The following is a 20723-nucleotide window of genomic DNA, read 5'->3' as shown; positions in this document are numbered from 1 at the left end:
CTTATATGGAACAACTATGGCATTAATCGTTCAAAAATATGGCGGTACTTCTATGGGTACTCCCGAGCGCATTTTAAATGTTGCTCGTCGTGTGAAGCGTTGGCATGATCACGGCCACAAGGTTGTTGTGGTTGTATCGGCTATGAGTGGCGAAACCAATCGCCTACTTGCTCTCGCGAAAGCCATTACCGACACCCCTGACCCACGCGAGTTAGACCAGATGGTTTCAACCGGTGAACAGGTGACGATTTCGATGTTAGCAATGGCACTCAACTCGATTGGGGTCGAAGCTAAATCATATACAGGTCGTCAAGTTGGTATCAAAACAGACAGCGCTTACAATAAAGCACGTATTGAATCGATTGATACCGACGTGATGACCGCAGATCTTGACGAAGGACGTGTTCTTGTCGTTGCGGGTTTCCAAGGGGTAGATGAAAAAGGCAACACGACCACATTAGGTCGTGGCGGTTCAGATACTACAGGTGTTGCATTGGCTGCCGCACTCAAAGCAGACGAATGTCAGATTTATACCGATGTGGACGGTGTTTACACCACAGACCCACGTGTTGCACCAAAAGCCAAAAAAGTGGATCGTATTTCTTTTGAAGAAATGCTGGAAATGGCATCATTGGGTTCAAAAGTTCTACAGATTCGCTCTGTAGAGTTTGCAGGAAAATATCAAGTGCCCCTCCGTGTATTGTCAAGCTTTGACAACGACAACGACGGTGCATTTGATGAAGAATTTAAACAAAACGTAGGTACACTAATCACAACTGAGGCGGAAGATACAATGGAACAACCGATTATCTCTGGTATCGCATTTAATCGTGACGAAGCAAAATTAACTATTTTGGGTGTTCCAGATGAACCGGGTATCGCCGCTAAAATTTTAGTTCCTATCAGTGCTGCCAACATTGAAGTCGACATGATCGTTCAAAATGTTGAAGAAGATGGAACTACCGACTTTACCTTTACAGTAAACCGTGGTGATTTGGCTAAAGCCAAGAAAATTCTTGAAGAAACTGCTTCAACCATTGGTGCACGTGAAGTCTCAACCCGTGATGATATTGTAAAAGTATCGATTGTGGGTGTAGGCATGCGTTCACATGCGGGTGTTGCAAGTAAAATGTTCATGGCTTTAGCTGAAGAAAGCATCAATATTCTGATGATTTCGACGTCTGAAATCAAAGTTTCAGTCTTGATTGAAGAGAATTATTTAGAGCTTGCAGTGCGCACACTTCATACTGCTTTTGGTTTAGACCGTGAGCATGGTGAAAGCAGCGCACGTGCTTAATGATTAACCAGTTAAGCCGAAGTTAGTTCACTTTTCAAAGAATCGTGACAAAAAATCAGGGCCACTATAGTGTTTTTTATAGTGGCTCTGCTATATTAGCGCTAGAGGTTTTTAAGAAAATTTCAACAGAATTTATAAGAAATTCTCATTTTCTAATAATTCTGTTAAAATTCTCTCAATTCCGAGGTTGTGTTTTCACTTTTTGAAAAAACTATCGCAGGTTTAGCATTTTGCAAGGAGATAAACATGCTGATTCTTACCCGTCGTGTCGGGGAAACATTAATGATTGGGGATCAAGTCAGTGTAACTGTGCTTGGTGTTAAGGGGAATCAGGTACGTATTGGTGTGAATGCACCGAAAGAAGTATCGGTTCACCGTGAAGAAATTTATCAACGTATTCAACATGAACGCGCAATGCATGAACATCTTCAGCACCTAGATCAAGATTATCAGCCTTCTTTTGAAGACGATAACTACTCTCAAAATAACTTTAATCGCTAAAGTTTTATTTATACCCTCCCAAATTAAAGCGGCTAATTTAGCCGCTTTAAACATTTTAGCAATTTCACTTTTCTATTGATCTTGGTTTAAGGCACGTTTAACGGGTGCATAACTGCGTCTGTGCTCATCAATGACACCATACTGAGCTATTGCCTCAAAATGTACCTTGGTTGGATATCCTTTATGTTTAGCAAAACCAAACAATGGATATTTTTGATCCAGTTCAACCATTTGGCGATCACGAGTCACTTTGGCTAAAATACTCGCAGCACTAATTTCGGCATGCGTTGCATCTCCACCGACAATCGCTTCACAGGCAATTGTCATTCCCTTTGGAATCTGATTGCCATCTACAATCACTTTCATGGGCTGCTGCTGCAAGCCATCAACCGCGCGTCGCATGGCTAAAAAAGTAGCTTGCAGGATGTTGAGCTCATCAATTTCAGTATGTGTAGCTTCAGCAATCGACCAAGCCAATGCTTTTTCCTGAATTTCAATAAACAACTTTTCACGTTTTTTTTCCGTTAATTTTTTAGAATCATTCAATCCAGCAATGGGATGATCAGGATCTAAAATCACGGCTGCCGCTACCACAGAACCGACTAAAGGGCCACGCCCTGCCTCATCGACTCCTGCAACAAATAGATTGGTTTGTTCCAAAGTAAAACCCCAGATTGATTAGTTTAATTTAAGGTTTGTACCACACATTCACTCACGGTTTTAGTGACAATCTGATTGACAATAGTTGCTCGTGCAGCTGGGTCAAGACTGGCTGTTGCAATGTCCATCGTGGTCACACTATATGGTGCTTTTTCACTGACACAACCGCAAACTTCGGTTTGAATGCTTTGCTTTTGCTCGTTCGACATCACTTTGGTCGCACTTTTCCAAGCAGGTAAGGTTTCAATTTTATTCAGGCACTGAACATTGACCGCAACTTTTAAAGCTGCCATACCAAGTTGCGATGAACCAGAAGAGGTCTGTGCTGTTCCTGTGGTATTCATTGTGGTGCATGAAGTAAAAATCAAACATACAGGCAATACCATCAGCGCTAACTTTTTCAAGTGCTTCACCTTCAAAATTCAAATAGCGTATTGTGCCCAACTCCATCTATTTATGAAATAGCGTGATGCGCTTTAATCCGACAACCAGATCAAATCGTTCTGTTTAAAAGACACATCGTTACAAGTTCTTGGTTTTTAATCGCATCAAGACTTTTTATGATGGTGATATAAAAATGATGACCTTGTTGGGATTTAAAAAAATGGCTTCTTCCCCTCAGTATTACACGCGCACTGCTCAAATACTTCACTGGCTTATGGCGATTATCTTTATTGCCGCTTGGATGATTGGCTTTTATAGTGGCAACTTTTTAAGTTACGAAAACGATGGCAGCTTTAAAGGAGATGTGATTACGCTGCATAAAAACATTGCAACCACGATTATTTTTCTGGTGGTAATACGTCTTTTTTGGCGCTATACACATCCTGTTCCGCAGTTACCAGAGACTATGTCACCTGCGATGAAAACGTTTGCTCATATCGGGCATTTAGCGCTGTATCTTATTTTGCTTGCAATGCCGATTACAGGCTGCTTGTACAGCTGGAGTGCGGGCCACCCTGCACCTGTACTCTATTTATTTAATATCCCACAATTGATTGGAGAAAATCCTGAAGTCACCGCCATTGTAAAACCTCTACATATCTATATTTCATGGATTGCAGGATTCTTGGTGGTGGGGCATTTACTGGCAGCTTTAAAACATCATTTTATTGATAAAGATAACGTGCTCAGAAGTATGACACGACAACGCTAGACATAAAAAAAGCATCCCGAAAGGATGCTTTTTTCTTTTAAATGGCTTTGATTTCTTCAATCCATTTTTGCTTTTGCTCATCGGCAATAAATGACGCTTCAAACGAGTTAATCGCAAGTTGCTTTAGCTCATCTTGACTTAAATCCAAAGCCTCTTGAATAGCAACAAAGTTATCATTCATATATCCGCCAAAATAAGACGGATCATCAGAGTTCACCGTAACCTGCACGCCTTGCTGAAGCAAACGGCGAATGTTGTGCTGCTTCATGTCATCGACAACACAAAGCTTGAGGTTACTGAGTGGACACACCGTGAGTGGCATTTTTTCCTGAATCAGACGTTGCATGAGTGCCGGATCTTCTTCAGAACGAACACCATGATCAATACGATTCACTTTGAGTAAATCTAAAGCTTCCCATACATATTCAGGTGGCCCTTCTTCACCAGCATGGGCGACAACCAAGAAGCCTTCTTCACGCGCTTTTTCAAAAACACGCTCGAACTTAGAAGGAGGATGCCCGACTTCACTTGAATCTAAGCCCACAGCAATAATATCTGATTTATACGGTAAAGCTTGTTCGAGCGTTTTAAATGCGTCTTCTTCGCTTAAATGGCGCAAGAAGCACATAATCAACTCAGAGCTAATTCCCAGTTGCTCTTTCGCATCTGCACAAGCGCGTTTTAAGCCGTTTAATACAATCTCAAAAGCAACGCCACGCTCAGTATGTGTTTGTGGATCGAAAAATATTTCTGTATGAACCACGCGGTCTTCCGCACATTTTTTAAAATATGCCCAAGCAAGATCATAAAAATCACGCTCATTGACCAGAACGTTAGCACCCGCGTAGTAGATATCTAAGAAAGATTGCAGATTGTGAAAGTTATACGCCTGTTTGATTTCCTCAACCGACTGGTACGGAATATCGATATGGTTACGCTGGGCAATTTCAAACATTAGCTCAGGTTCAAAAGTTCCTTCAATATGCACATGCAATTCTGCTTTCGGCAGGGCACGAATTAGTTCTGCTTGATTCATCCAAACTCCTTACAAAATAAAAAAGGGTGTAAGTCACTACACCCTTTAGTTTAAAACAAAAATTAACCGCCAAATGCTGCAAATTTGAAAACCCAAAGCACAGCAACAATCCAGACCATATATGGTACGGTTTTAGCCTTACCAGTCAGCAATTTAATGATCGCATAGCTGATAAAACCCATTGCAATACCATCGGCAATTGAATAAGTAAATGGCATAAATACAATCGTGAGGAAAGCCGGTACCGCTTCTGTAATGTCGTCCCAATCAATATTGGTAATACCGTGAATCATGAGCACACCGACAAAGAGTAGCGCTGGTGCAGTCGCAAAACCAGGAACAGATTGAGCAAGCGGTGATAAAAACAAGCATGCTAGAAATAGCACAGCCACCACCACTGCGGTCAAACCCGTACGCCCACCTGCTGCTACGCCCGATGCCGATTCGATATATGGTGTTGTTGAAGATGTTCCCAAAGCTGCACCCGCAACAATTGCAGTTGAGTCGGCAAACAAGGCCTTTTTCAAACGTGGTAGCTTACCATCTTTGAGCAATCCGGCACGGTGCGAAACACCAACAAGTGTTCCGGTACTATCAAACAAATCGACCAAGAAAAACACAAAAATCACACCAATCATGGTTGCTGTAAACAGGCCTTCGAAGTCCATTTGCATAAATGTTGGTGCAATTGATGGGATGGCACCGACTACACCTTTTAGCTCATTTAAGCCGAGTAGCGTGGAAAGACCAGTAATCGCCAGAATACTGATAATAATTGCACCACGTACTTTTAACTGGTGCAAAACTACGATAATGATAAAACCAAGAAAGGCCAACAAGACAGTTGGAGATTTGAGATTACCTAACCCCACCAGTGTGGCAGGATTATCTACAATAATACCGGCATTTTTGAGTGCTACCAGCGCCAAAAATAAACCAATACCGCCACCAATAGCGAACTTAAGTGACATTGGAATCGCATTGACAATCGCTTCTCGGATTTTTAAGAAACTAATCGCCAAGAAAACAAGACCAGAAATGAAAACGGCAGCCAAAGCTGTCTGCCAAGGCACACCCATACCCAAACATACAGAATAGGTGAAATATGCATTTAAGCCCATGCCCGGTGCCAATGCGATTGGGTAGTTGGCAATCAAGCCCATGACCAAACAACCAATTGCTGCAGCCAAACAGGTTGCAACAAAGACAGCACCGTAGTTCATTCCCGTTTCTGAAAGAATGATCGGGTTTACAATAATGATGTAACACATGGTCAAAAATGTAGTTACACCTGCAAGTACTTCAGTTCTGAAGTTTGTCTTGTTTTCGCTTAGCTTAAACAAGCGCTCAAGCAAACCTACTGAAGGATTAGGAGTGGTCATATCATCGCCCTATGAGAAAATTGAGCATTTCGTAATTCTGCGATCATGTTTACAGGCCATGTTAAAAGCACTGTACTGCACATGAAAAATCTGTTTAGGCCTGAGCAAATACTATGCCATCAGCTTGATTATTATTTATTTAAAATAATCAGTATGCTGGCTTTGGATAATGACAAAGGCTCCCCCAACAGAAAAAAGCCGCATGAGCATGCGGCTTTTTCAACCTAACGATTAAGTAATTCAGCCCCAATTGCTGTCTTTTAATCACTTAATACTTGACGGTGGATTATAACAGATTGATTTTATTTTGTTTATTTTTTTATAAATACGTGTTTTTCTAAATTAATCGTGCAACAAATCAATTACTTATTTTTCCCGGCGGTCAACTTTAAAGTTAAAACTGCTCTTGAGTTGCACGCTCAGTTAGAAATTTGTGATTGATATGATTCGGATTGGCTTCAATCATTTTTATACCTTTTTCGGCATCTTTAATGATATGCAATATTTCTTGGCGTTTTTTGGCACGAGAATCTATATAGATCCCATAACCCAAGACCAATACAAGCCCAACAACGGACACAGCAGCTATTTTTTTCATATCTTAAAAATCTTATCAGTAAAATGAATTTTTCAGGCGCTCGACTGATGCAAACGCCATTTTGTGCCTACCATTTTATAGACACGCTATTAAACTATAAAACAACACTTTTTGACTACATTTTTGTGACTTAATTCACACATATTCGCATTATTACTGTGCAAATGTCTTATTTTTGTCATTTATATCATGACATTAAAGGCATCATTTTATCTCTATCATACGATGCTTAGTTGATCATACTCTGATTACATTAAATCACAAAGAGCGCACTGTAGATTTTTAAGATATATAGATTTTTCCTTCAAGCTCAGGCTTTAATATGGCCCTTTATTTTACTCTTCCTCTCAAGCTCATCTTGGCAGCATGCACGCCCAACCTGTATTTTCATACGTGCATGTGTTAACCTACGCGCTTCAAAACCCACCTCCTCGATTTATTTACATGATCCTTACGCCACCTTAATTGATCTTCTTTTTAGTTCTCATCAATTGAAATCATCACTGTCTGGTGATGTGGTGTAGTCGTGTGTAAATATCACATCGCTAGCCTGTACGAAATAAAAAATTTTATAGGCTTTTTATGTTTGCTCAAATTCAACAGCAATGGCTCTCCAATATTCGTGGAGATGTTCTCGCTGGTTTAGTTGTTGGTCTTGCACTGATTCCTGAAGCAATCGCTTTTTCTATCATTGCAGGTGTCGATCCACAGGTTGGCCTTTACGCTTCTTTTTCGATGGCAGTGATCATCGCATTTGTAGGTGGTCGACCAGCCATGATCTCAGCCGCCACTGGCGCGATGGCTTTGCTCATGGTGACGTTGGTCAAAGAACATGGACTGGACTATCTGTTTGCAGCCACAATTTTAACCGGGATTATTCAAATTATTGCGGGGCAGCTGAAACTGGCCAAGCTGATGCGCTTTGTGTCTAAGTCGGTTGTAATCGGTTTTGTAAACGCACTGGCCATTTTAATTTTTATGGCTCAACTCCCCGAACTGATACATGTCTCATCTTGGGTATATGTGTTCGTTGCGCTTGGATTAGCCATTATTTACTTGTTTCCTTACTTGCCCGTGATTGGAAAGCTTGTTCCCTCCCCATTGGTATGTATTGTTTTAATTACTCTCATCGCCTATTTAATGGGTGTAGATGTACGCACCGTTGGCGATATGGGGAATCTTCCCAATCAATTACCGCACTTTTTTATCCCTAATATCCCTTGGAATCTTGATACATTATGGATCATTCTGCCCTATTCTTGTGCAATGGCTGCAGTCGGCTTACTCGAGTCGATGATGACCGCCACAATTGTAGATGAACTGACCGACAGTGCCAGCAACAAGCATCAAGAATGTAAAGGTCAAGGTATTGCCAATATCGTTACGGGGATGATGGGTGGTATGGCCGGTTGCGCCATGATTGGACAGTCGATGATTAATGTAAAATCTGGTGCACGCACTCGACTCTCTACTCTGGTTGCGGGTGTGTTTTTGCTGATTTTAGTGGTGTTTATTAGTGACTGGCTCAAGATCATCCCTATGGCAGCTTTGGTTGCTGTCATGATCATGGTTTCGATCAGTACCTTCGATTGGGGATCAGTCAAAAATATTCGCCGCAACCCAACCACAAGTACTGTGGTGATGCTGGCAACCGTGGTAGTGGTAGTGGCTACCCATAACTTGGCGATTGGCGTATTGGTGGGTGTTTTACTGTCGGCATTATTTTTGGCACAAAAACTTGAAAATGATGTACATATTGAAACCTCCCGTACAGACAACATTCGCCACTATGATGTACGCGGTCAACTCTTTTTTAGTTCATCAGAGCGCTTTGCACATGCATTTGATTTTTCTGAGGATGTTATGCATGTTGTGATTGATTTGAACCATGCACATATCTGGGATATCACCACCGTGGCAACATTAGACAGCATTGTAGATAAATTCAAGAAAAATGGCGTTTTGGTGAGCGTAAGAGGTTTAAACGAAGCCAGCTCGATCATGATTGAGCAATATGGTACCCACTCGAAGATATAAATACGTCAAAGATCACCCATGCAGGATTAAATCTGCATGGATGATTATTCATTTAAAACTGATAACCAAAGCGCAATAAAACATTGCGTGGCGTGCCCGGTAGTTCAGCCGAGCGCCAGTACTGCTTGTCGGTTACATTATTTACTGCAAGCGTCACGTTCCAAGGTGCAAAGCTGTAGCCAATTGCTGCATCGAGTCGTGTAAAGCCATTGATATGTACAGGCGTGCTGTTTAAATTACCATTTTGGTAAGCGTAAAACGAACCTTGATAAGTTACTCCTGTCTCAAAATACAGTTTTTCAGTTGGCAAATAACGAACAAATAGATTTGCTGTATTTTTAGAGACTTTATCTAGAGGATTATTCTCTGTCAGCGGATATTGAATATTTTCTTTTACCTTTGCATCGGTATAGCCATAACCACCGCGGATAAACACGTTATCGCGTAATCGGCCAATAAAGCTAAATTCTGCTCCACGCGCCTCATGCTCGCCTGCAACAGCCCACAGATCAGGGTTGTTAATGGTATCGGGTTGATAGCGAATATTGTGTTTACGAATATCATAAACCGAAAATTGCGTGCTCAAACGCTGATCAAGCCAATCACTTTTAATTCCAACCTCAAATTGATCGTTGTATTGAGGCTCGGCATTGACCACAGTACTCGAAACAGCGTTCACACCTGTTGAACCACCAAATGGTGCAAAACTACGACTATACGATGTATAAATACTATGTACATCGAGAGGCTGCCAAACTAAACCGATATTTGGACTAAACGTGCCTTCAGATTTTGAATAGTATTCATCTACGGCCAGCTTGTTTCTGATTTTGACCCGTGTAGATGAATCATAGATATCGTATCGGGCACCGAGCATCAGTTGTAACGAAGCGTTTAAGCGAATCAAATCTTGGGCAAAAAACCCTAAATTTAATGCTTCACTATAATTCTGAGTGGTGATCTGAGCATTTGCACGATCAAAAGTTTCAATGGTATCACCCGTGTACGGGTTGAAATACCCATATAACTGTGTACTGCCACTCGAATAATTCCCCAGTCTTGGCTCACGTGTCTCTTTAGTAACATCGGCCCCTAACAGTACACGATGTTCGAAACGCCCAGTATTAAACACACCTGTTAAGTCAAAAGTATTGGTGATGGTTTTATTGGTGGTCTGTTGCCATGCATAGCTTTGACGAATGTAGCCCGGATACAAACATGTCGCGCTTTTTGTGGCGCAGTAAGTTCCACCAAAATAATTATCAAAATCTTGGGACGCTTCGCGGTAACTTAAAGCCCAATGAAAGTTCCAATTGGTCGCATATTGATATTTCAAATCAGTGCGAATCAAATGTAATTCATCATCGATATAATCACCATCGTGCGCAAAACCTTGCTTAATTGAAGGATACACACCACTTTTTGCCAAATCAAAATAAGATGGGCCGCGGTCTGGAATCCGATGCAATTTGTCGTAGGTATATTGAGTGGTCCAAATGACTGTCTGGTCATCATTACGATAAGTCACACTGGGTGAGGCCATCACCTGCCGTTGCTGAATTCCGCGCCTAAAGCTGTCTGTTTCGCCATATTCACTGGTTAGGCGTACCGCCCAGTTTTGATCAATCGCCTGATTTAAATCAATCGTTGTTCCGCGGTTGTTCCAAGAGCCGAGGTAGCCACCTACCGTACTTTTCGAATCGAAGTTGGCATATTTGCTGACCATATTGATCACACCACCTCCACCACTACGACCGTAAAGTACCGAAGCTGGGCCTTTTAAAATTTCAATTCGTTCAATATTGGCTGTACTACGACGAATTTGCCCGCTGTCACGGATACCGTCTCGATATATATCGCTGGTGTCGGCGTTGAATCCTCTAAGCACAATCCCATCACCGCGTGTATCATAATTGGTGGTCACACCCGGTGTACCTTGTAACATCACACTTAAATCATTGGCACCATAAATCTTATACTTTTGCACATCAATGGTATCAATGGTCTGAGGTATATCTTTCTTATCTAGACCATTTCGTGTCACATTGGCTTGAGCATAATCCACATAGCTTTTGATCGGGTCAAGCTCGCTCATCGCTTCCAACGTCAGAGTTGGCATCACGGCAGTCGAATTTTTAACATCTTCATTTTGATTGGCAAAAGCGTATTGTGTTTGCACAATCATAAGACTAAGCAAGCTCAATCTGAAGGCTGCGGTTCCTGGCTGTTTAAAAAAACGTTTCTGAATCATCGACGCAATATCCAAAGTGGGGATACAAAGCGCAAATATTAATAAAAAACATTCCCATTTGCATTACTTTTTTTATACAATTTCTTAAATTTTACTTACAAACCAATCTCATATTATTTATTTGGTTTTATACCTAGTATTCGAATTTAAATCATTTACATATCATTTATTTGTTTAAATATATATTTAAAGTCTATCCATTCATTACAGATCTCGATTTATATATGTATAGAAATACATCAAAAAATATATTTCAAATAAATCTTTTATTTTAATTAAATTAAAAAAAATAAAAAAAGAAGCTTTTTGCAATTTTCTTTTCTTCTATTTTTATTATAAATATAAGCCTTAAAAACTTTATGACTTGATAATTAATTTAAAAGTTAAAACACGGTTAACGATTTAAGGAACCTATTTAGATGAATATTATTTTGATCGATCTAAGCCAGTCTCCCTCGAAAAACTTGGGATTAAAAACGATTGGTATTTCTCCTCAAGTAGGCGAATGGATTGAACTAGATCACGATAAGAGCTCCGCCATCTACGAAATTTTAACTATTGTGCATAAAGTAGATCGTACACCCGAAGTTTATGTACGCTATTTAGGCCACCTTCCCGAATTAATTCGCCAGCGTTTCTCTGTCGGTCAGAGCTTTAGTCTAGAAAGATGGGACAAATGCTTTAATTAAATCTAGAAAACCCAATGCGCATTAAACTGCGCATTGAGTTTAAAAATCTTCAAAGATACTATCAATAACGAGCATGCTAAATTGCAGACGCTTTAGATACTTAAGTTATTTTTTCAGCGTATCTACACGATTTTAAATATTATCGTTGCTTATCTTAACAATTTGAATTCGGTCATTATTTTAATAAAAAACTGATAGCATTCAGGTTAAACAAAAGAAGATGAACAAAATTCAAAAAGATATTTCAAATCATTTTTCTCAGTTTATCTTATTGTAATTGGTCTTGTGGTTATTTGTATTTGATTTTATTATAAAATTAAAGGGAGATGATGCTTGGATTGTCCATCTAAACTTAATCACTCTTTCGCACATTACATAACAATTACGCATAACATAGGAATAAACATTATGAGTTACCAACATATCTTAGTTCCCGTTGACGGCTCTGAAATTTCTTTAGCAGCTTTCGAACATGCTGCATCGCTCGCCAAAGCTTTTGGTAGCAAATTGACTGCAATTAGCTTATTGGCTGAGGATCCGTTTAGCGGTGTCGATTTTTACTATGTATCCCCGATTATGAAAGACTATTTCATTGAAGCACAGGCAAAAGCACAAGAAACCTTGGCACATGTAAAGAGCACTGCGACTGTGCATGGTATTGAGGTCGAAACACAGATTGTAAAAGGTGAAGTGTCTGCTGAAGGTATCATTAAGGCTGCTGAAGATTTGAAGATTGATTTGATTGTGATGGGCTCACACGGTCGTAAAGGTGTTCAAAAGTTTTTCTTAGGTAGCTTTGCTCAAGATGTGCTAGGGAACACTGAACTTCCTGTTTTAATTGTAAAAAAATAGACCATATTTGGCTCTGCTCATCATTAATGTGTCAGAGCCGAATTTTTTAACTCGAATTAATTAATTTTAATGCACTTCAATCAAACGATTGAATGCTACGATTACCCGCTTTGCAAAGAATACGATAACATAGTAGCTTCTACAGCATTAGTATTTAAGGCGAGCGATCATGTCACTTCGTAAAGGCATATACCAGCATTATAAAGGTCAGCTTTACCAAGTTTTGCATGTTGCAAAACACAGCGAGACTGAAGAAGAATTGGTGATTTATCAGTGTTTATACGGAGATTACTCCATTTGGGCGCGCCCGCTCACCATGTTTATTGAAACCGTAGAACACGACAACGAAATCAAACCACGCTTTCAGTTTTTACATTGTGTAGACTAACACTGGCTTATAAAATCGAAAGTCGATTAAAGTGTAAGTCAAATTCAATATACTTGTGAATGAAAGCGGCTTTATCGGTCGCACGTAATAAATTGTCATAGATAAATACAGGTACAGGATGGTATAAGGCCCCTGTACCATTCTCATAAAAAATTTTAAGATGGCGTGATATTGCATCGTATTGCCATGACTTAACACTCACCAGTTGCTGCATATAAGCTCCTTTTTCATACAAAAAGATCACTTTTTAGGCATCTTTTATTCTTTTGACATTACAAGAATCTGAATCGCGCACAAAGAGAATATTTGTAAAGTGAATGAGCTGTTAAATAAATTTTTGCTGACTAAAAGTCATATTGATTCAAAAAACCGATTGTATTGATAAAAACATACCGTTTCCCCTATCAATGCATTTATCTTATTCTTCTCAACAAGTTAAATTATTTACTCCTTTGGAGCTGTTAGGCATGTTAGACCAAAATATCAAGACTCAACTTAAAACTTACCTAGAACGCTTAGAAAGCCCAATCGAACTGGTTGCTGCGCTCGATGATTCGGATAAAGCCGCAAAGATCAAAGAACTGGTGACTGAAATCGCAGAACTCTCTGATCGCGTGACCGCTCGTTTTGATGGCCAGAATCCACGCCGTCCAAGCTTTGGTATTGCCAAAGCGGGTGAACAGCCACGTGTGTTTTTTGCTGGCTTGCCAATGGGCCATGAGTTCACCTCGTTGATTCTGGCGTTGCTACAGGTATCAGGCTATGCCCCTAAAGTTGCGCCTGAGCTTTTAGAGCAGATTAAAGGCTTGCAGGTGAGCGATCATTTTGATGTATTTGTGTCTTTAAGCTGCCATAACTGTCCAGATGTGGTACAGGCCCTCAACCTGATTGCCATTTATAACCCGAATGCAACAGCCACCATGATTGACGGTGCCTTCTTTCAGGATGAGGTTGAAGAACGCAAGATCATGGCTGTGCCGATGGTGTTCCAAAACGGTCAGCATATTGGTCAGGGCCGTATGACGCTTGAAGAGATTGTAGCTAAACTCGACAATAATTCGGCTGAAAAAGACGCTGCGGCCATCAATGCCAAAGCTGCCTTTGATGTGCTGGTGGTCGGTGCCGGCCCTGCGGGTGGAACCTCGGCCATTTATGCCGCACGTAAAGGCATTCGTACCGGTATGATCGCAGATCGCTTTGGTGGTCAGGTCATGGACACCATGGACATTGAAAACTTTACCTCGGTACAAAAAACCTTGGGGCCGAAGTTTGCCACCGATATGGAAGCACATATTCGTGAATACGATGTCGATATCATGAACTTGCAGCGTGTGAGCAAAATCACCGGTGCAGACCAAACTGCAAATGGTCTGGTACATCTTGAACTTGAAAATGGCGCTACAGTTGAATCGAAAACCGTCATTCTTTCTACTGGTGCACGCTGGAGAAAGATGAATGTTCCGGGTGAAGATGAATATGCCACTCGTGGTGTTGCATACTGCCCACACTGCGATGGTCCGCTGTTTAAAGGCAAGAAAGTAGCGGTGATTGGTGGCGGTAACTCGGGTGTTGAAGCTGCAATTGATCTGGCTGGAATTGTTGAACATGTGACGCTGATTGAGTTTGATACCAAACTTCGTGCCGATCAGGTCTTGCAAGACAAGCTGAACAGTTTGAGCAATGCCACCGTGATCACGCATGCTTTATCCACTGAAGTGGTGGGAGACGGCAGTCAGGTGACGGGTCTGAAATATAAAGACCGCGCCACTGATACCGAGCATACGCTTGAGCTGTCTGGTATTTTTGTACAGATCGGATTGTTGCCGAACACCGACTTCTTAAAAGGCACAGTGGATTTAAATACACGTGGTGAGATCATCATTGATGAGCGTAACGAAACCAATGTGAAGGGTGTATTTGCTGCGGGTGACTGTACCACGGTACCGTACAAGCAGATCATTATTGCAACAGGTGAAGGGGCAAAAGCCGCATTGTCTGCCTTCGATTATATTATTCGCAATGGTTAATTTTTTAACGCAAGTGTAGTTTTACCTTTTTATAAGGCTTATCTTCCCCGATGGATAAGCCTTTTTTTTTATTGCATTTTTAAACATTTTAATTACAAATTTAAATCAGTAGATAGCATAATTTTTAGCATAATGAATTAACTTCGATATCAATCGGATGCCTCACAAAAAGGAAATATACAATGAAAAAACTGATGATGATTGCAAGCTTGGCGGCCGCTGTGGCACTGGTGGGTTGTAGTAAAGAAAAAACCCCTGAGACAGGCGCAACAACAGGCCAGCATTTGGAAAATGCAGCAACTCAAGCAGGCCACGATATTAAAGATGCTTCACACAACGCAGCTCAAAAAATTGAATCGGCTACAGACAACGCTGCGGCTAAAATCGATGCTGCTGCCGATAAAGCAGCTGCTTCAACTGAAAATGCAGCTCAAAAAACTGAAGCTGCAACACGTGATGCGACTCATGATGCCGCTGCACATGTCGAGAAAGCAGCGAAAGATGTGAAAGAAGACAGTAAATAAAAACAAAAAAATCCCACAATAATGTGGGATTTTTTATATCAGCATTATGCTTCTGGAGCTGGACTATGCTGCTCGATTAATGGCTTTAACTCACCATTTTGGAACATTTCGAGCATGATGTCGCTGCCACCAACAAGTTCGCCATTGACCCATAATTGAGGGAATGTCGGCCAGTTTGCAATGCCCGGCAATGTTGCACGAATATCTGGATTTTCGAGAATATTGACATAAGCAAATGGTCGCCCAATTTGACTCAGCGCTTCAACTGCACGCGCAGAAAAACCACACTGTGGAAATTGTGGCGTACCTTTCATGTAAAGTAACACTGCATGTTTAGCAATTTGATCACGAATTAACGCTTCTGTATCACGCGCTTGTTCAGTCATAGATAAATCCTCAACTATTCTCAGGGCATTATACCTAAAAGTATACAATCCGTGTGCCTGATCCTAAGATTTCTTGCTTAATTTTCGTTTTATACTTTCTTTCCTGAAGAGTTTTTGCTTATATACCCTTTTTAATTCATTTCTTTTCACAGATAAGAGTACGATATGAATCACATCACCCTCGCCCCTGTACAACCTGATCAACCCACTCATTTGATGGCAACCTATGGCCGCCAAGCGATCAGTTTTGTGCGAGGCCGAGGATCTTATCTTTATACGGAAGATGGAACCGAGTATCTCGATGGCTTAACCGGGATTGCGGTCTGTGGACTGGGTCATGCACACCCTGTCATTGCCGAGGCGATCGCCGAACAGGCCGCGACGTTGGTACATACCAGTAATATCTTTGAAATTCCATGGCAAACGGCAGCAGCTCAAAAGCTGGCTGAAGTTTCAGGCATGCACGAAATTTTCTTTTCAAACAGTGGTGCCGAGTCCAACGAAGGCGCAATCAAGATTGCGCGTAAGTTTGGCGCACAGCAAGGGATTCGCCAACCTAAAATTATTGTGGCTGAAAAATCTTTTCATGGCCGTACCCTCGCCACTTTATCTGCAACTGGCAACAGTAAAGTACAAGAAGGCTTTTATCCATTAGTAGAAGGCTTTATACGCGTTCCTTTTGGTGATGTTGAAGCGATTCAAGAAGCTGCACTTCATCATCCTGATATCGTGGCTATTTTAATTGAACCGATTCAGGGCGAAGGCGGTATTAATACTGCACCACAAGGTTTTAGCTATCTTGAAGAAGTGCGTGCATTGTGTAATCAACACAATTGGCTGATGATGTTAGACGAGATTCAAACTGGAAACGGCCGTACAGGAAAGTACTTTGCTTACCAGCACACCAATATTATTCCCGATGTTCTGACAACCGCTAAAGGCTTAGGCAATGGTTTTCCGGTGGGTGCTATGATGACGCAAGGCAAAGCTGTTGGTCTGCTTGGGCCAGGTAGCCATGGTTCGACATATGGTGGAACAGTGCTGGGTTCACGAGTGGTTTACACCGTAATTGATACCATTCAAAAAGAGAATGTCATCGAAAATGCGGAAAAAGTGGGCAGTTATATTGTTGAACAGTTACGCGAACGTCTCGGAGAGTTTTCAGTTCAGGTGCGTGGCTTCGGTATGATGATTGGTATTGAATTACCTATGCCATGTGCAGATATCGTGCATAGTGCACGTGACAATTATAAGCTGATTGTCAATGTGACCGCAGGAAACGTAGTCCGTTTACTCCCACCACTCAATATGACATTTGAACAAGCCGATGACCTTTTGGCGCGCTTAGTGCCGGCCATTACAGATTTTATCAAAGCCTAAATGAAATCAATTAAAAAAGCCGCATCAGCGGCTTTTTTTATTCTGCGCTTAGCATGCTTCTAACAAATTACGACCGCCTGGAAGCTGGCCAAAATATTGTTTGAGGGCATCTAGACAACGATGAATTTTCATCGGTTGCTGTTCGCGCTTTTGAGTCAGTGCATACAAATTAAATGCAGGAAGGTTCCAATCCGGTAAGACCTCGACCAGCGAGCCATTGATCAATTCTTTTTGAACATCCAAATATAATATTCTGGCAACGCCGTGACCTTGCTGGCATAGCGCTTTGGCGATAAATACGTTATTTGTTTGCAAACGATTTTTCATCTGAAGATCGACGCGTTCACCACTTGATGCGTGTTGAAACGAAAAATCTTGATAACCATTCATCAGATTAATTGGAATCAGATCATGATTCGCCAAATCTTCTGGGCGCGAAATTGGAGCCGATTGATTTAAATAACTTGGCGAGGCGACCAATACTTGATCGACACGCGCCATCGGAATGGCATTTAAACTCTGATCGTCTATACGTTGGCTCATCCGAATGGCTATATCAATCCGCCCTTCAATAAGATCTATATACCGATGATCAGCTTCAAAATGAACGGACAATCCGCGATGAGCAGACATCCAATGTGACAATGCAGGAATCACGTGGAATGCACCTAACTCTGGTGTCGTCGCAATGCGAAGATCCCCGATTAAATCATCCCTTAATTCGTTGATCCGAATTTTTCCACGCTCTGCAGCAGCGAGCATTTCTTGACAACTGTGGAAAAAAGCTTGTCCAGCCTCAGTTAAGCTTAATTTTCGGGTAGAGCGATGTAGCAGTGTAACATCCATCTCTTGCTCTAGTGACCGAATTTGCTGACTGACGGCACTGGTGGTGATACCCAAATTTCGGGCTGCACCACTGAACGAACTTTTCTCTACAACACAAGCAAATACTCCCATTGCTCGAAGTTGATCTAACATAAATTTCCCTCTGAACTTATGAGATGCTCCTTATCTAAATATGATAAAAGCAACTCGTTGTATTATACGGAGAAATCTATGCTTTGCATTATCTAATTCATAATTCCTATTAGTTAATTGGGATAATGTTGGCAGGATTAATCGGTTTACCATCTAAACGCACCTGAAACTCAAGCATCACGCGGTTTGTACCTGAAGATCCCATTTCAGCAATTTTTTGACCGGCCGTTACATTATCTCCGCTTTTTACGAGCATCTTGCTGTTATGTGCATACGCTGTAATATAGCCATCGACATGTTTAACCAGCACCAAGTTTCCATATTCTTTCAAGCCATCTGCCGCATATACCACCTGACCGTTTGCTGCTGCGAAGACTGGATCACCTTGGTTTCCACCATAGCGTATCCCTTTGATATTACTTGCCAAATTAAAGCTTTGAATGACTGGACCATTCGATGGTTTCATCCAGCGCAAAGTACTTGGTACAGGCGAAACAGGAACAACTGGCGCTGGTACAGTATTTACAGGCGTGCTGGTTCTTGGTGGAGTGGTTTGCGCCGTTGTGGTCGGTAAATTAATACTCTGGCGTTGAATAGGTGCAGATTGAACCATTGGCTGAGTAGTCACAGAGCGACGGGTTGCGGAGCCTTTCAAACGTAAAGATTGGTTTACATAAATGCGATATGGCGGTGCAATATCATTGAGCTCTGCCACATTTAAATAATTTAAACCATAGCGTGCGGCAATCCCGCTTAATGTATCACCTGAACGCACCGTATAGTAATCTGGCGCACTCGTATATCGAACTTGCTGATTTATCTGAGGTTTTGAGGCACATCCGGTGATTGCAAGTGTACCAGCAACCGCAGCAGACAACATTATTGTTTTGATGAAAGTATGGGCCGAAGCATTAAAATCCCGTTGTTGTCGAAGCAATTGCATTTATCTCCCTCTCGAATCAAGCAACACTAACAAATCGTTGCACTAAGATTACCAAAAAAGGATGAAGAAACGAGTCTCTTCACCTTTTTTTCACAAAGTTACAACACTTACAGCGCGGTCAGTTATAGCTCTAGCCTATATATGTTTGTAAGTCTTCTAAAATATTATAATTGGTTGCATCCATCTGAATCGGGGTAATGCTGACATAACCATTGGCGACTGCAAAGAAATCTGACTGGATATGCGACGGCGTTTTTCTTGGATCTGTAACAGCTTCCCCAGCAAGACCAATCCAATAGACCTGACGTCCACGCGGATCGACATGACTGGTAATTGGCTTGGCTTGACCACGTAGCCCCTGATAGGTGACTTTTTCGCCTTTTAGCTCAGGCACGTCTGGAATATTGATATTGAGAATATGACGTGCCGGTAAATTTGGCAGTCCTTTTTTAATAAAGTCATGAACCCATTGTGCAGCAACGGCATAGTCGTTGATATTTTCATAAGAACGCACATTACTGCCTGCCAGAGACACCGCAATCGCTGGCTGCTTCATTAAGCGTCCTTCAAATGCAGCACCCACCGTACCCGAGTACAGTACATCGTCACCTAAATTGGCGCCGCTGTTAATTCCGCTCACGACCAGATCAAACTCAAAATCAAACAAGCCGTTCATTGACAGATATACACAGTCGGCAGGAGTACCGTTGACCGCCCAGACATCTTGTGCAATTTGAATCGGACGCAGTGGTCGGTCAAGCGTTAAGGCACTCGAGTAGCCACTGCGCTCACTTTCTGGTGCCACGATGACCACCCGCCCCAGCGGACGTAATGCTTTGGCTAATGCTTGAATTCCGGGAGCAAACACACCGTCGTCATTGGCTATTAAAATATTCACTTCAAGCAGACTCTATCTAATCAACGAAAACAAGGCTCCGATTATATCGCCATGTTCTTATCAATATTCAAGCCCCAAAGCGATGCACTGCGCAAAAATCATGCTGATTTTTAAGATGATTATGTACTCTTTTCATCTGTATGATTTTTCGATAAACCAACATCAAGTATACATTTTTGACTTTTATTCTTTTCAGATCACGGTACTCTAGTGAAATTACTGTATTTTAGATGTGATTTAGGTCAACAATGAAAAAATCGATTGCTTTACGTATTTCCTCCGCTTTGCTTGTTGTATCGAGTGCCCTATTACCCGTGGTTCACGCTGCCGATGCGAAAGACATGTCTGAAAATATTGAAGTGACACCGCAAGAAGGCATTACGCAAGAAGAGCTCGCAGCAATCCGTGTACTGCATGAAATTTGCCCAAAATTGGTTGCACAAGACAAAGCTGCATTTGAATCTGGCTACTCACGTTTGGTGAAAGACTATATGCCAAACGAAAGTAATCCAGATGAGGCATTAGAAAAACTCAGCAAACAAAAAAATTTCCAGAAGTTTTTAAAAGAAGCGCGTGCTGATGCCAAAAAGGCTGGTGATGAGCAAAATCGTGCTGTTTGCGAAGATGTAAAAGCATATAAGTCATAATTTAATCGTATTTACAATACTGTGTGAAATAAGCCGACTTTCCCGTAGAAGTCGGCTTTGCTTTATCCTAAAATGCTAGGCTCTTCTGCTTTA

22 protein-coding genes are annotated in these 20723 nt (G+C 41.5%); 11 read left to right on the top strand and 11 right to left on the bottom strand.

The window, feature by feature from the left end; all coding sequences use genetic code 11:
- Window positions 1-16: 16 nt before the first annotated feature.
- A complete protein-coding gene (locus KCV09_RS02245) occupies window positions 17-1297 on the top strand; it encodes an aspartate kinase (RefSeq protein WP_004936569.1) in 1281 nt (426 codons plus the stop codon).
- 246 nt (window positions 1298-1543) lie between these two features.
- Complete coding sequence (gene csrA / locus KCV09_RS02240) at window positions 1544-1798, top strand: carbon storage regulator CsrA (RefSeq protein WP_004925987.1); 255 nt, start codon at window positions 1544-1546, stop codon at window positions 1796-1798.
- A gap of 72 nt (window positions 1799-1870) precedes the next feature.
- On the opposite strand, the gene rnhB is transcribed toward csrA, so the two are convergent.
- Together rnhB and KCV09_RS02230 are read right to left on the bottom strand one after the other, a co-directional pair.
- Window positions 1871-2458, bottom strand: a complete 588-nt coding sequence (rnhB, locus tag KCV09_RS02235) for a ribonuclease HII (RefSeq protein ID WP_004936567.1) — start codon at window positions 2456-2458, stop codon at window positions 1871-1873.
- Window positions 2459-2481: 23 nt separating this feature from the next.
- On the bottom strand, window positions 2482-2862 hold the full coding sequence (locus KCV09_RS02230) for a hypothetical protein (RefSeq protein ID WP_212515469.1): 381 nt from the start codon (window positions 2860-2862) through the stop codon (window positions 2482-2484).
- Window positions 2863-3062: 200 nt separating this feature from the next.
- Here KCV09_RS02230 and KCV09_RS02225 point away from each other — a divergent pair, with 200 nt between their 5' ends.
- A complete protein-coding gene (locus KCV09_RS02225; protein ID WP_004946473.1) occupies window positions 3063-3614 on the top strand; it encodes a cytochrome b in 552 nt (183 codons plus the stop codon).
- Window positions 3615-3651: 37 nt separating this feature from the next.
- Here KCV09_RS02225 and KCV09_RS02220 read toward each other — a convergent pair whose 3' ends face one another.
- The 3 genes from KCV09_RS02220 to KCV09_RS02210 form a co-directional block, all read right to left on the bottom strand.
- Window positions 3652-4650, bottom strand: a complete 999-nt coding sequence (locus tag KCV09_RS02220; protein ID WP_004936559.1) for an adenosine deaminase — start codon at window positions 4648-4650, stop codon at window positions 3652-3654.
- A gap of 62 nt (window positions 4651-4712) precedes the next feature.
- Window positions 4713-6032: an NCS2 family permease gene (locus KCV09_RS02215; protein WP_004936556.1), complete on the bottom strand. Its 1320-nt coding sequence runs from the start codon at window positions 6030-6032 to the stop codon at window positions 4713-4715.
- Window positions 6033-6426: 394 nt separating this feature from the next.
- Complete coding sequence (locus tag KCV09_RS02210; protein ID WP_004936555.1) at window positions 6427-6630, bottom strand: hypothetical protein; 204 nt, start codon at window positions 6628-6630, stop codon at window positions 6427-6429.
- Between the two features lie 582 nt (window positions 6631-7212).
- On the opposite strand from KCV09_RS02210, the gene KCV09_RS02205 reads away from it, so the two are divergent.
- Window positions 7213-8667 (top strand): SulP family inorganic anion transporter, encoded by a 1455-nt coding sequence (locus KCV09_RS02205; RefSeq protein WP_212515468.1) that lies wholly within the window; start codon window positions 7213-7215, stop codon window positions 8665-8667.
- 52 nt (window positions 8668-8719) lie between these two features.
- On the opposite strand, the gene KCV09_RS02200 is transcribed toward KCV09_RS02205, so the two are convergent.
- Window positions 8720-10918, bottom strand: coding sequence for a TonB-dependent receptor (locus KCV09_RS02200; RefSeq protein ID WP_212515467.1), 2199 nt, complete (start codon window positions 10916-10918; stop codon window positions 8720-8722).
- 419 nt (window positions 10919-11337) lie between these two features.
- Between KCV09_RS02200 and KCV09_RS02195 the strand changes: the two genes are divergently transcribed.
- From KCV09_RS02195 to KCV09_RS02185, 3 genes are all read left to right on the top strand, one after another.
- On the top strand, window positions 11338-11607 hold the full coding sequence (locus KCV09_RS02195; protein WP_004936547.1) for a hypothetical protein: 270 nt from the start codon (window positions 11338-11340) through the stop codon (window positions 11605-11607).
- Between the two features lie 408 nt (window positions 11608-12015).
- Entirely contained in the window at window positions 12016-12459 is a 444-nt protein-coding gene (locus tag KCV09_RS02190; RefSeq protein ID WP_004936545.1) for a universal stress protein, read from the top strand.
- A gap of 169 nt (window positions 12460-12628) precedes the next feature.
- Window positions 12629-12847, top strand: coding sequence for a DUF1653 domain-containing protein (locus tag KCV09_RS02185; RefSeq protein WP_004936541.1), 219 nt, complete (start codon window positions 12629-12631; stop codon window positions 12845-12847).
- Between the two features lie 7 nt (window positions 12848-12854).
- Here KCV09_RS02185 and KCV09_RS02180 read toward each other — a convergent pair whose 3' ends face one another.
- Window positions 12855-13061, bottom strand: a complete 207-nt coding sequence (locus KCV09_RS02180) for a KTSC domain-containing protein (RefSeq protein WP_004936538.1) — start codon at window positions 13059-13061, stop codon at window positions 12855-12857.
- A gap of 253 nt (window positions 13062-13314) precedes the next feature.
- On the opposite strand from KCV09_RS02180, the gene ahpF reads away from it, so the two are divergent.
- Entirely contained in the window at window positions 13315-14874 is a 1560-nt protein-coding gene (gene ahpF / locus KCV09_RS02175) for an alkyl hydroperoxide reductase subunit F (RefSeq protein ID WP_212515466.1), read from the top strand.
- Window positions 14875-15056: 182 nt separating this feature from the next.
- A complete protein-coding gene (locus KCV09_RS02170; protein ID WP_212515465.1) occupies window positions 15057-15398 on the top strand; it encodes a hypothetical protein in 342 nt (113 codons plus the stop codon).
- 44 nt (window positions 15399-15442) lie between these two features.
- Here KCV09_RS02170 and grxD read toward each other — a convergent pair whose 3' ends face one another.
- Window positions 15443-15784 (bottom strand): Grx4 family monothiol glutaredoxin, encoded by a 342-nt coding sequence (gene grxD / locus KCV09_RS02165; RefSeq protein ID WP_004936530.1) that lies wholly within the window; start codon window positions 15782-15784, stop codon window positions 15443-15445.
- Window positions 15785-15949: 165 nt separating this feature from the next.
- Between grxD and KCV09_RS02160 the strand changes: the two genes are divergently transcribed.
- Window positions 15950-17164, top strand: a complete 1215-nt coding sequence (locus tag KCV09_RS02160; protein WP_212515464.1) for an aspartate aminotransferase family protein — start codon at window positions 15950-15952, stop codon at window positions 17162-17164.
- Between the two features lie 48 nt (window positions 17165-17212).
- Here the strand turns inward: KCV09_RS02160 and KCV09_RS02155 are convergent, their stop codons facing one another.
- From KCV09_RS02155 to surE, 3 genes are all read right to left on the bottom strand, one after another.
- Window positions 17213-18142 carry a LysR family transcriptional regulator gene (locus tag KCV09_RS02155; RefSeq protein WP_004936521.1) on the bottom strand — a complete coding sequence of 310 codons (930 nt, stop codon included), beginning with the start codon at window positions 18140-18142 and terminating at the stop codon, window positions 17213-17215.
- A 109-nt stretch (window positions 18143-18251) separates the two neighbouring features.
- Window positions 18252-19085: a peptidoglycan DD-metalloendopeptidase family protein gene (locus KCV09_RS02150; RefSeq protein WP_212515463.1), complete on the bottom strand. Its 834-nt coding sequence runs from the start codon at window positions 19083-19085 to the stop codon at window positions 18252-18254.
- A 130-nt stretch (window positions 19086-19215) separates the two neighbouring features.
- Window positions 19216-19983 (bottom strand): 5'/3'-nucleotidase SurE, encoded by a 768-nt coding sequence (surE, locus tag KCV09_RS02145; protein ID WP_004946454.1) that lies wholly within the window; start codon window positions 19981-19983, stop codon window positions 19216-19218.
- Window positions 19984-20231: 248 nt separating this feature from the next.
- Between surE and KCV09_RS02140 the strand changes: the two genes are divergently transcribed.
- The gene (locus KCV09_RS02140) at window positions 20232-20630 is read left to right on the top strand and encodes an MCR_0457 family protein (protein WP_004946453.1); all 399 of its coding nucleotides are present in this window, start codon (window positions 20232-20234) and stop codon (window positions 20628-20630) included.
- Window positions 20631-20723 lie beyond the last annotated feature (93 nt).

It is taken from the genome of Acinetobacter soli (assembly GCF_018139125.1).
Lineage (GTDB): Bacteria > Pseudomonadota > Gammaproteobacteria > Pseudomonadales > Moraxellaceae > Acinetobacter > Acinetobacter soli.
Note: the sequence above shows the minus strand (reverse complement) of the source record. Positions and strands in the feature narration are given on the sequence as shown.

What these genes read in the sequence shown, in the direction of transcription:
- KCV09_RS02245 (WP_004936569.1), top strand. Translation starts at nt 17, where the DNA reads ATGGCATTAATCGTTCAAAAATATGGCGGTACTTCTATGGGTACTCCC.
- csrA (WP_004925987.1), top strand. Translation starts at nt 1,544, where the DNA reads ATGCTGATTCTTACCCGTCGTGTCGGGGAAACATTAATGATTGGGGAT.
- KCV09_RS02225 (WP_004946473.1), top strand. Translation starts at nt 3,063, where the DNA reads ATGGCTTCTTCCCCTCAGTATTACACGCGCACTGCTCAAATACTTCAC.
- KCV09_RS02220 (WP_004936559.1), bottom strand. Translation starts at nt 4,650, where the DNA reads ATGAATCAAGCAGAACTAATTCGTGCCCTGCCGAAAGCAGAATTGCAT.
- KCV09_RS02215 (WP_004936556.1), bottom strand. Translation starts at nt 6,032, where the DNA reads ATGACCACTCCTAATCCTTCAGTAGGTTTGCTTGAGCGCTTGTTTAAG.
- KCV09_RS02210 (WP_004936555.1), bottom strand. Translation starts at nt 6,630, where the DNA reads ATGAAAAAAATAGCTGCTGTGTCCGTTGTTGGGCTTGTATTGGTCTTG.
- KCV09_RS02205 (WP_212515468.1), top strand. Translation starts at nt 7,213, where the DNA reads ATGTTTGCTCAAATTCAACAGCAATGGCTCTCCAATATTCGTGGAGAT.
- KCV09_RS02200 (WP_212515467.1), bottom strand. Translation starts at nt 10,918, where the DNA reads ATGATTCAGAAACGTTTTTTTAAACAGCCAGGAACCGCAGCCTTCAGA.
- KCV09_RS02195 (WP_004936547.1), top strand. Translation starts at nt 11,338, where the DNA reads ATGAATATTATTTTGATCGATCTAAGCCAGTCTCCCTCGAAAAACTTG.
- KCV09_RS02190 (WP_004936545.1), top strand. Translation starts at nt 12,016, where the DNA reads ATGAGTTACCAACATATCTTAGTTCCCGTTGACGGCTCTGAAATTTCT.
- KCV09_RS02185 (WP_004936541.1), top strand. Translation starts at nt 12,629, where the DNA reads ATGTCACTTCGTAAAGGCATATACCAGCATTATAAAGGTCAGCTTTAC.
- KCV09_RS02180 (WP_004936538.1), bottom strand. Translation starts at nt 13,061, where the DNA reads ATGCAGCAACTGGTGAGTGTTAAGTCATGGCAATACGATGCAATATCA.
- ahpF (WP_212515466.1), top strand. Translation starts at nt 13,315, where the DNA reads ATGTTAGACCAAAATATCAAGACTCAACTTAAAACTTACCTAGAACGC.
- KCV09_RS02170 (WP_212515465.1), top strand. Translation starts at nt 15,057, where the DNA reads ATGAAAAAACTGATGATGATTGCAAGCTTGGCGGCCGCTGTGGCACTG.
- grxD (WP_004936530.1), bottom strand. Translation starts at nt 15,784, where the DNA reads ATGACTGAACAAGCGCGTGATACAGAAGCGTTAATTCGTGATCAAATT.
- KCV09_RS02160 (WP_212515464.1), top strand. Translation starts at nt 15,950, where the DNA reads ATGAATCACATCACCCTCGCCCCTGTACAACCTGATCAACCCACTCAT.
- KCV09_RS02155 (WP_004936521.1), bottom strand. Translation starts at nt 18,142, where the DNA reads ATGTTAGATCAACTTCGAGCAATGGGAGTATTTGCTTGTGTTGTAGAG.
- KCV09_RS02150 (WP_212515463.1), bottom strand. Translation starts at nt 19,085, where the DNA reads ATGCAATTGCTTCGACAACAACGGGATTTTAATGCTTCGGCCCATACT.
- KCV09_RS02140 (WP_004946453.1), top strand. Translation starts at nt 20,232, where the DNA reads ATGAAAAAATCGATTGCTTTACGTATTTCCTCCGCTTTGCTTGTTGTA.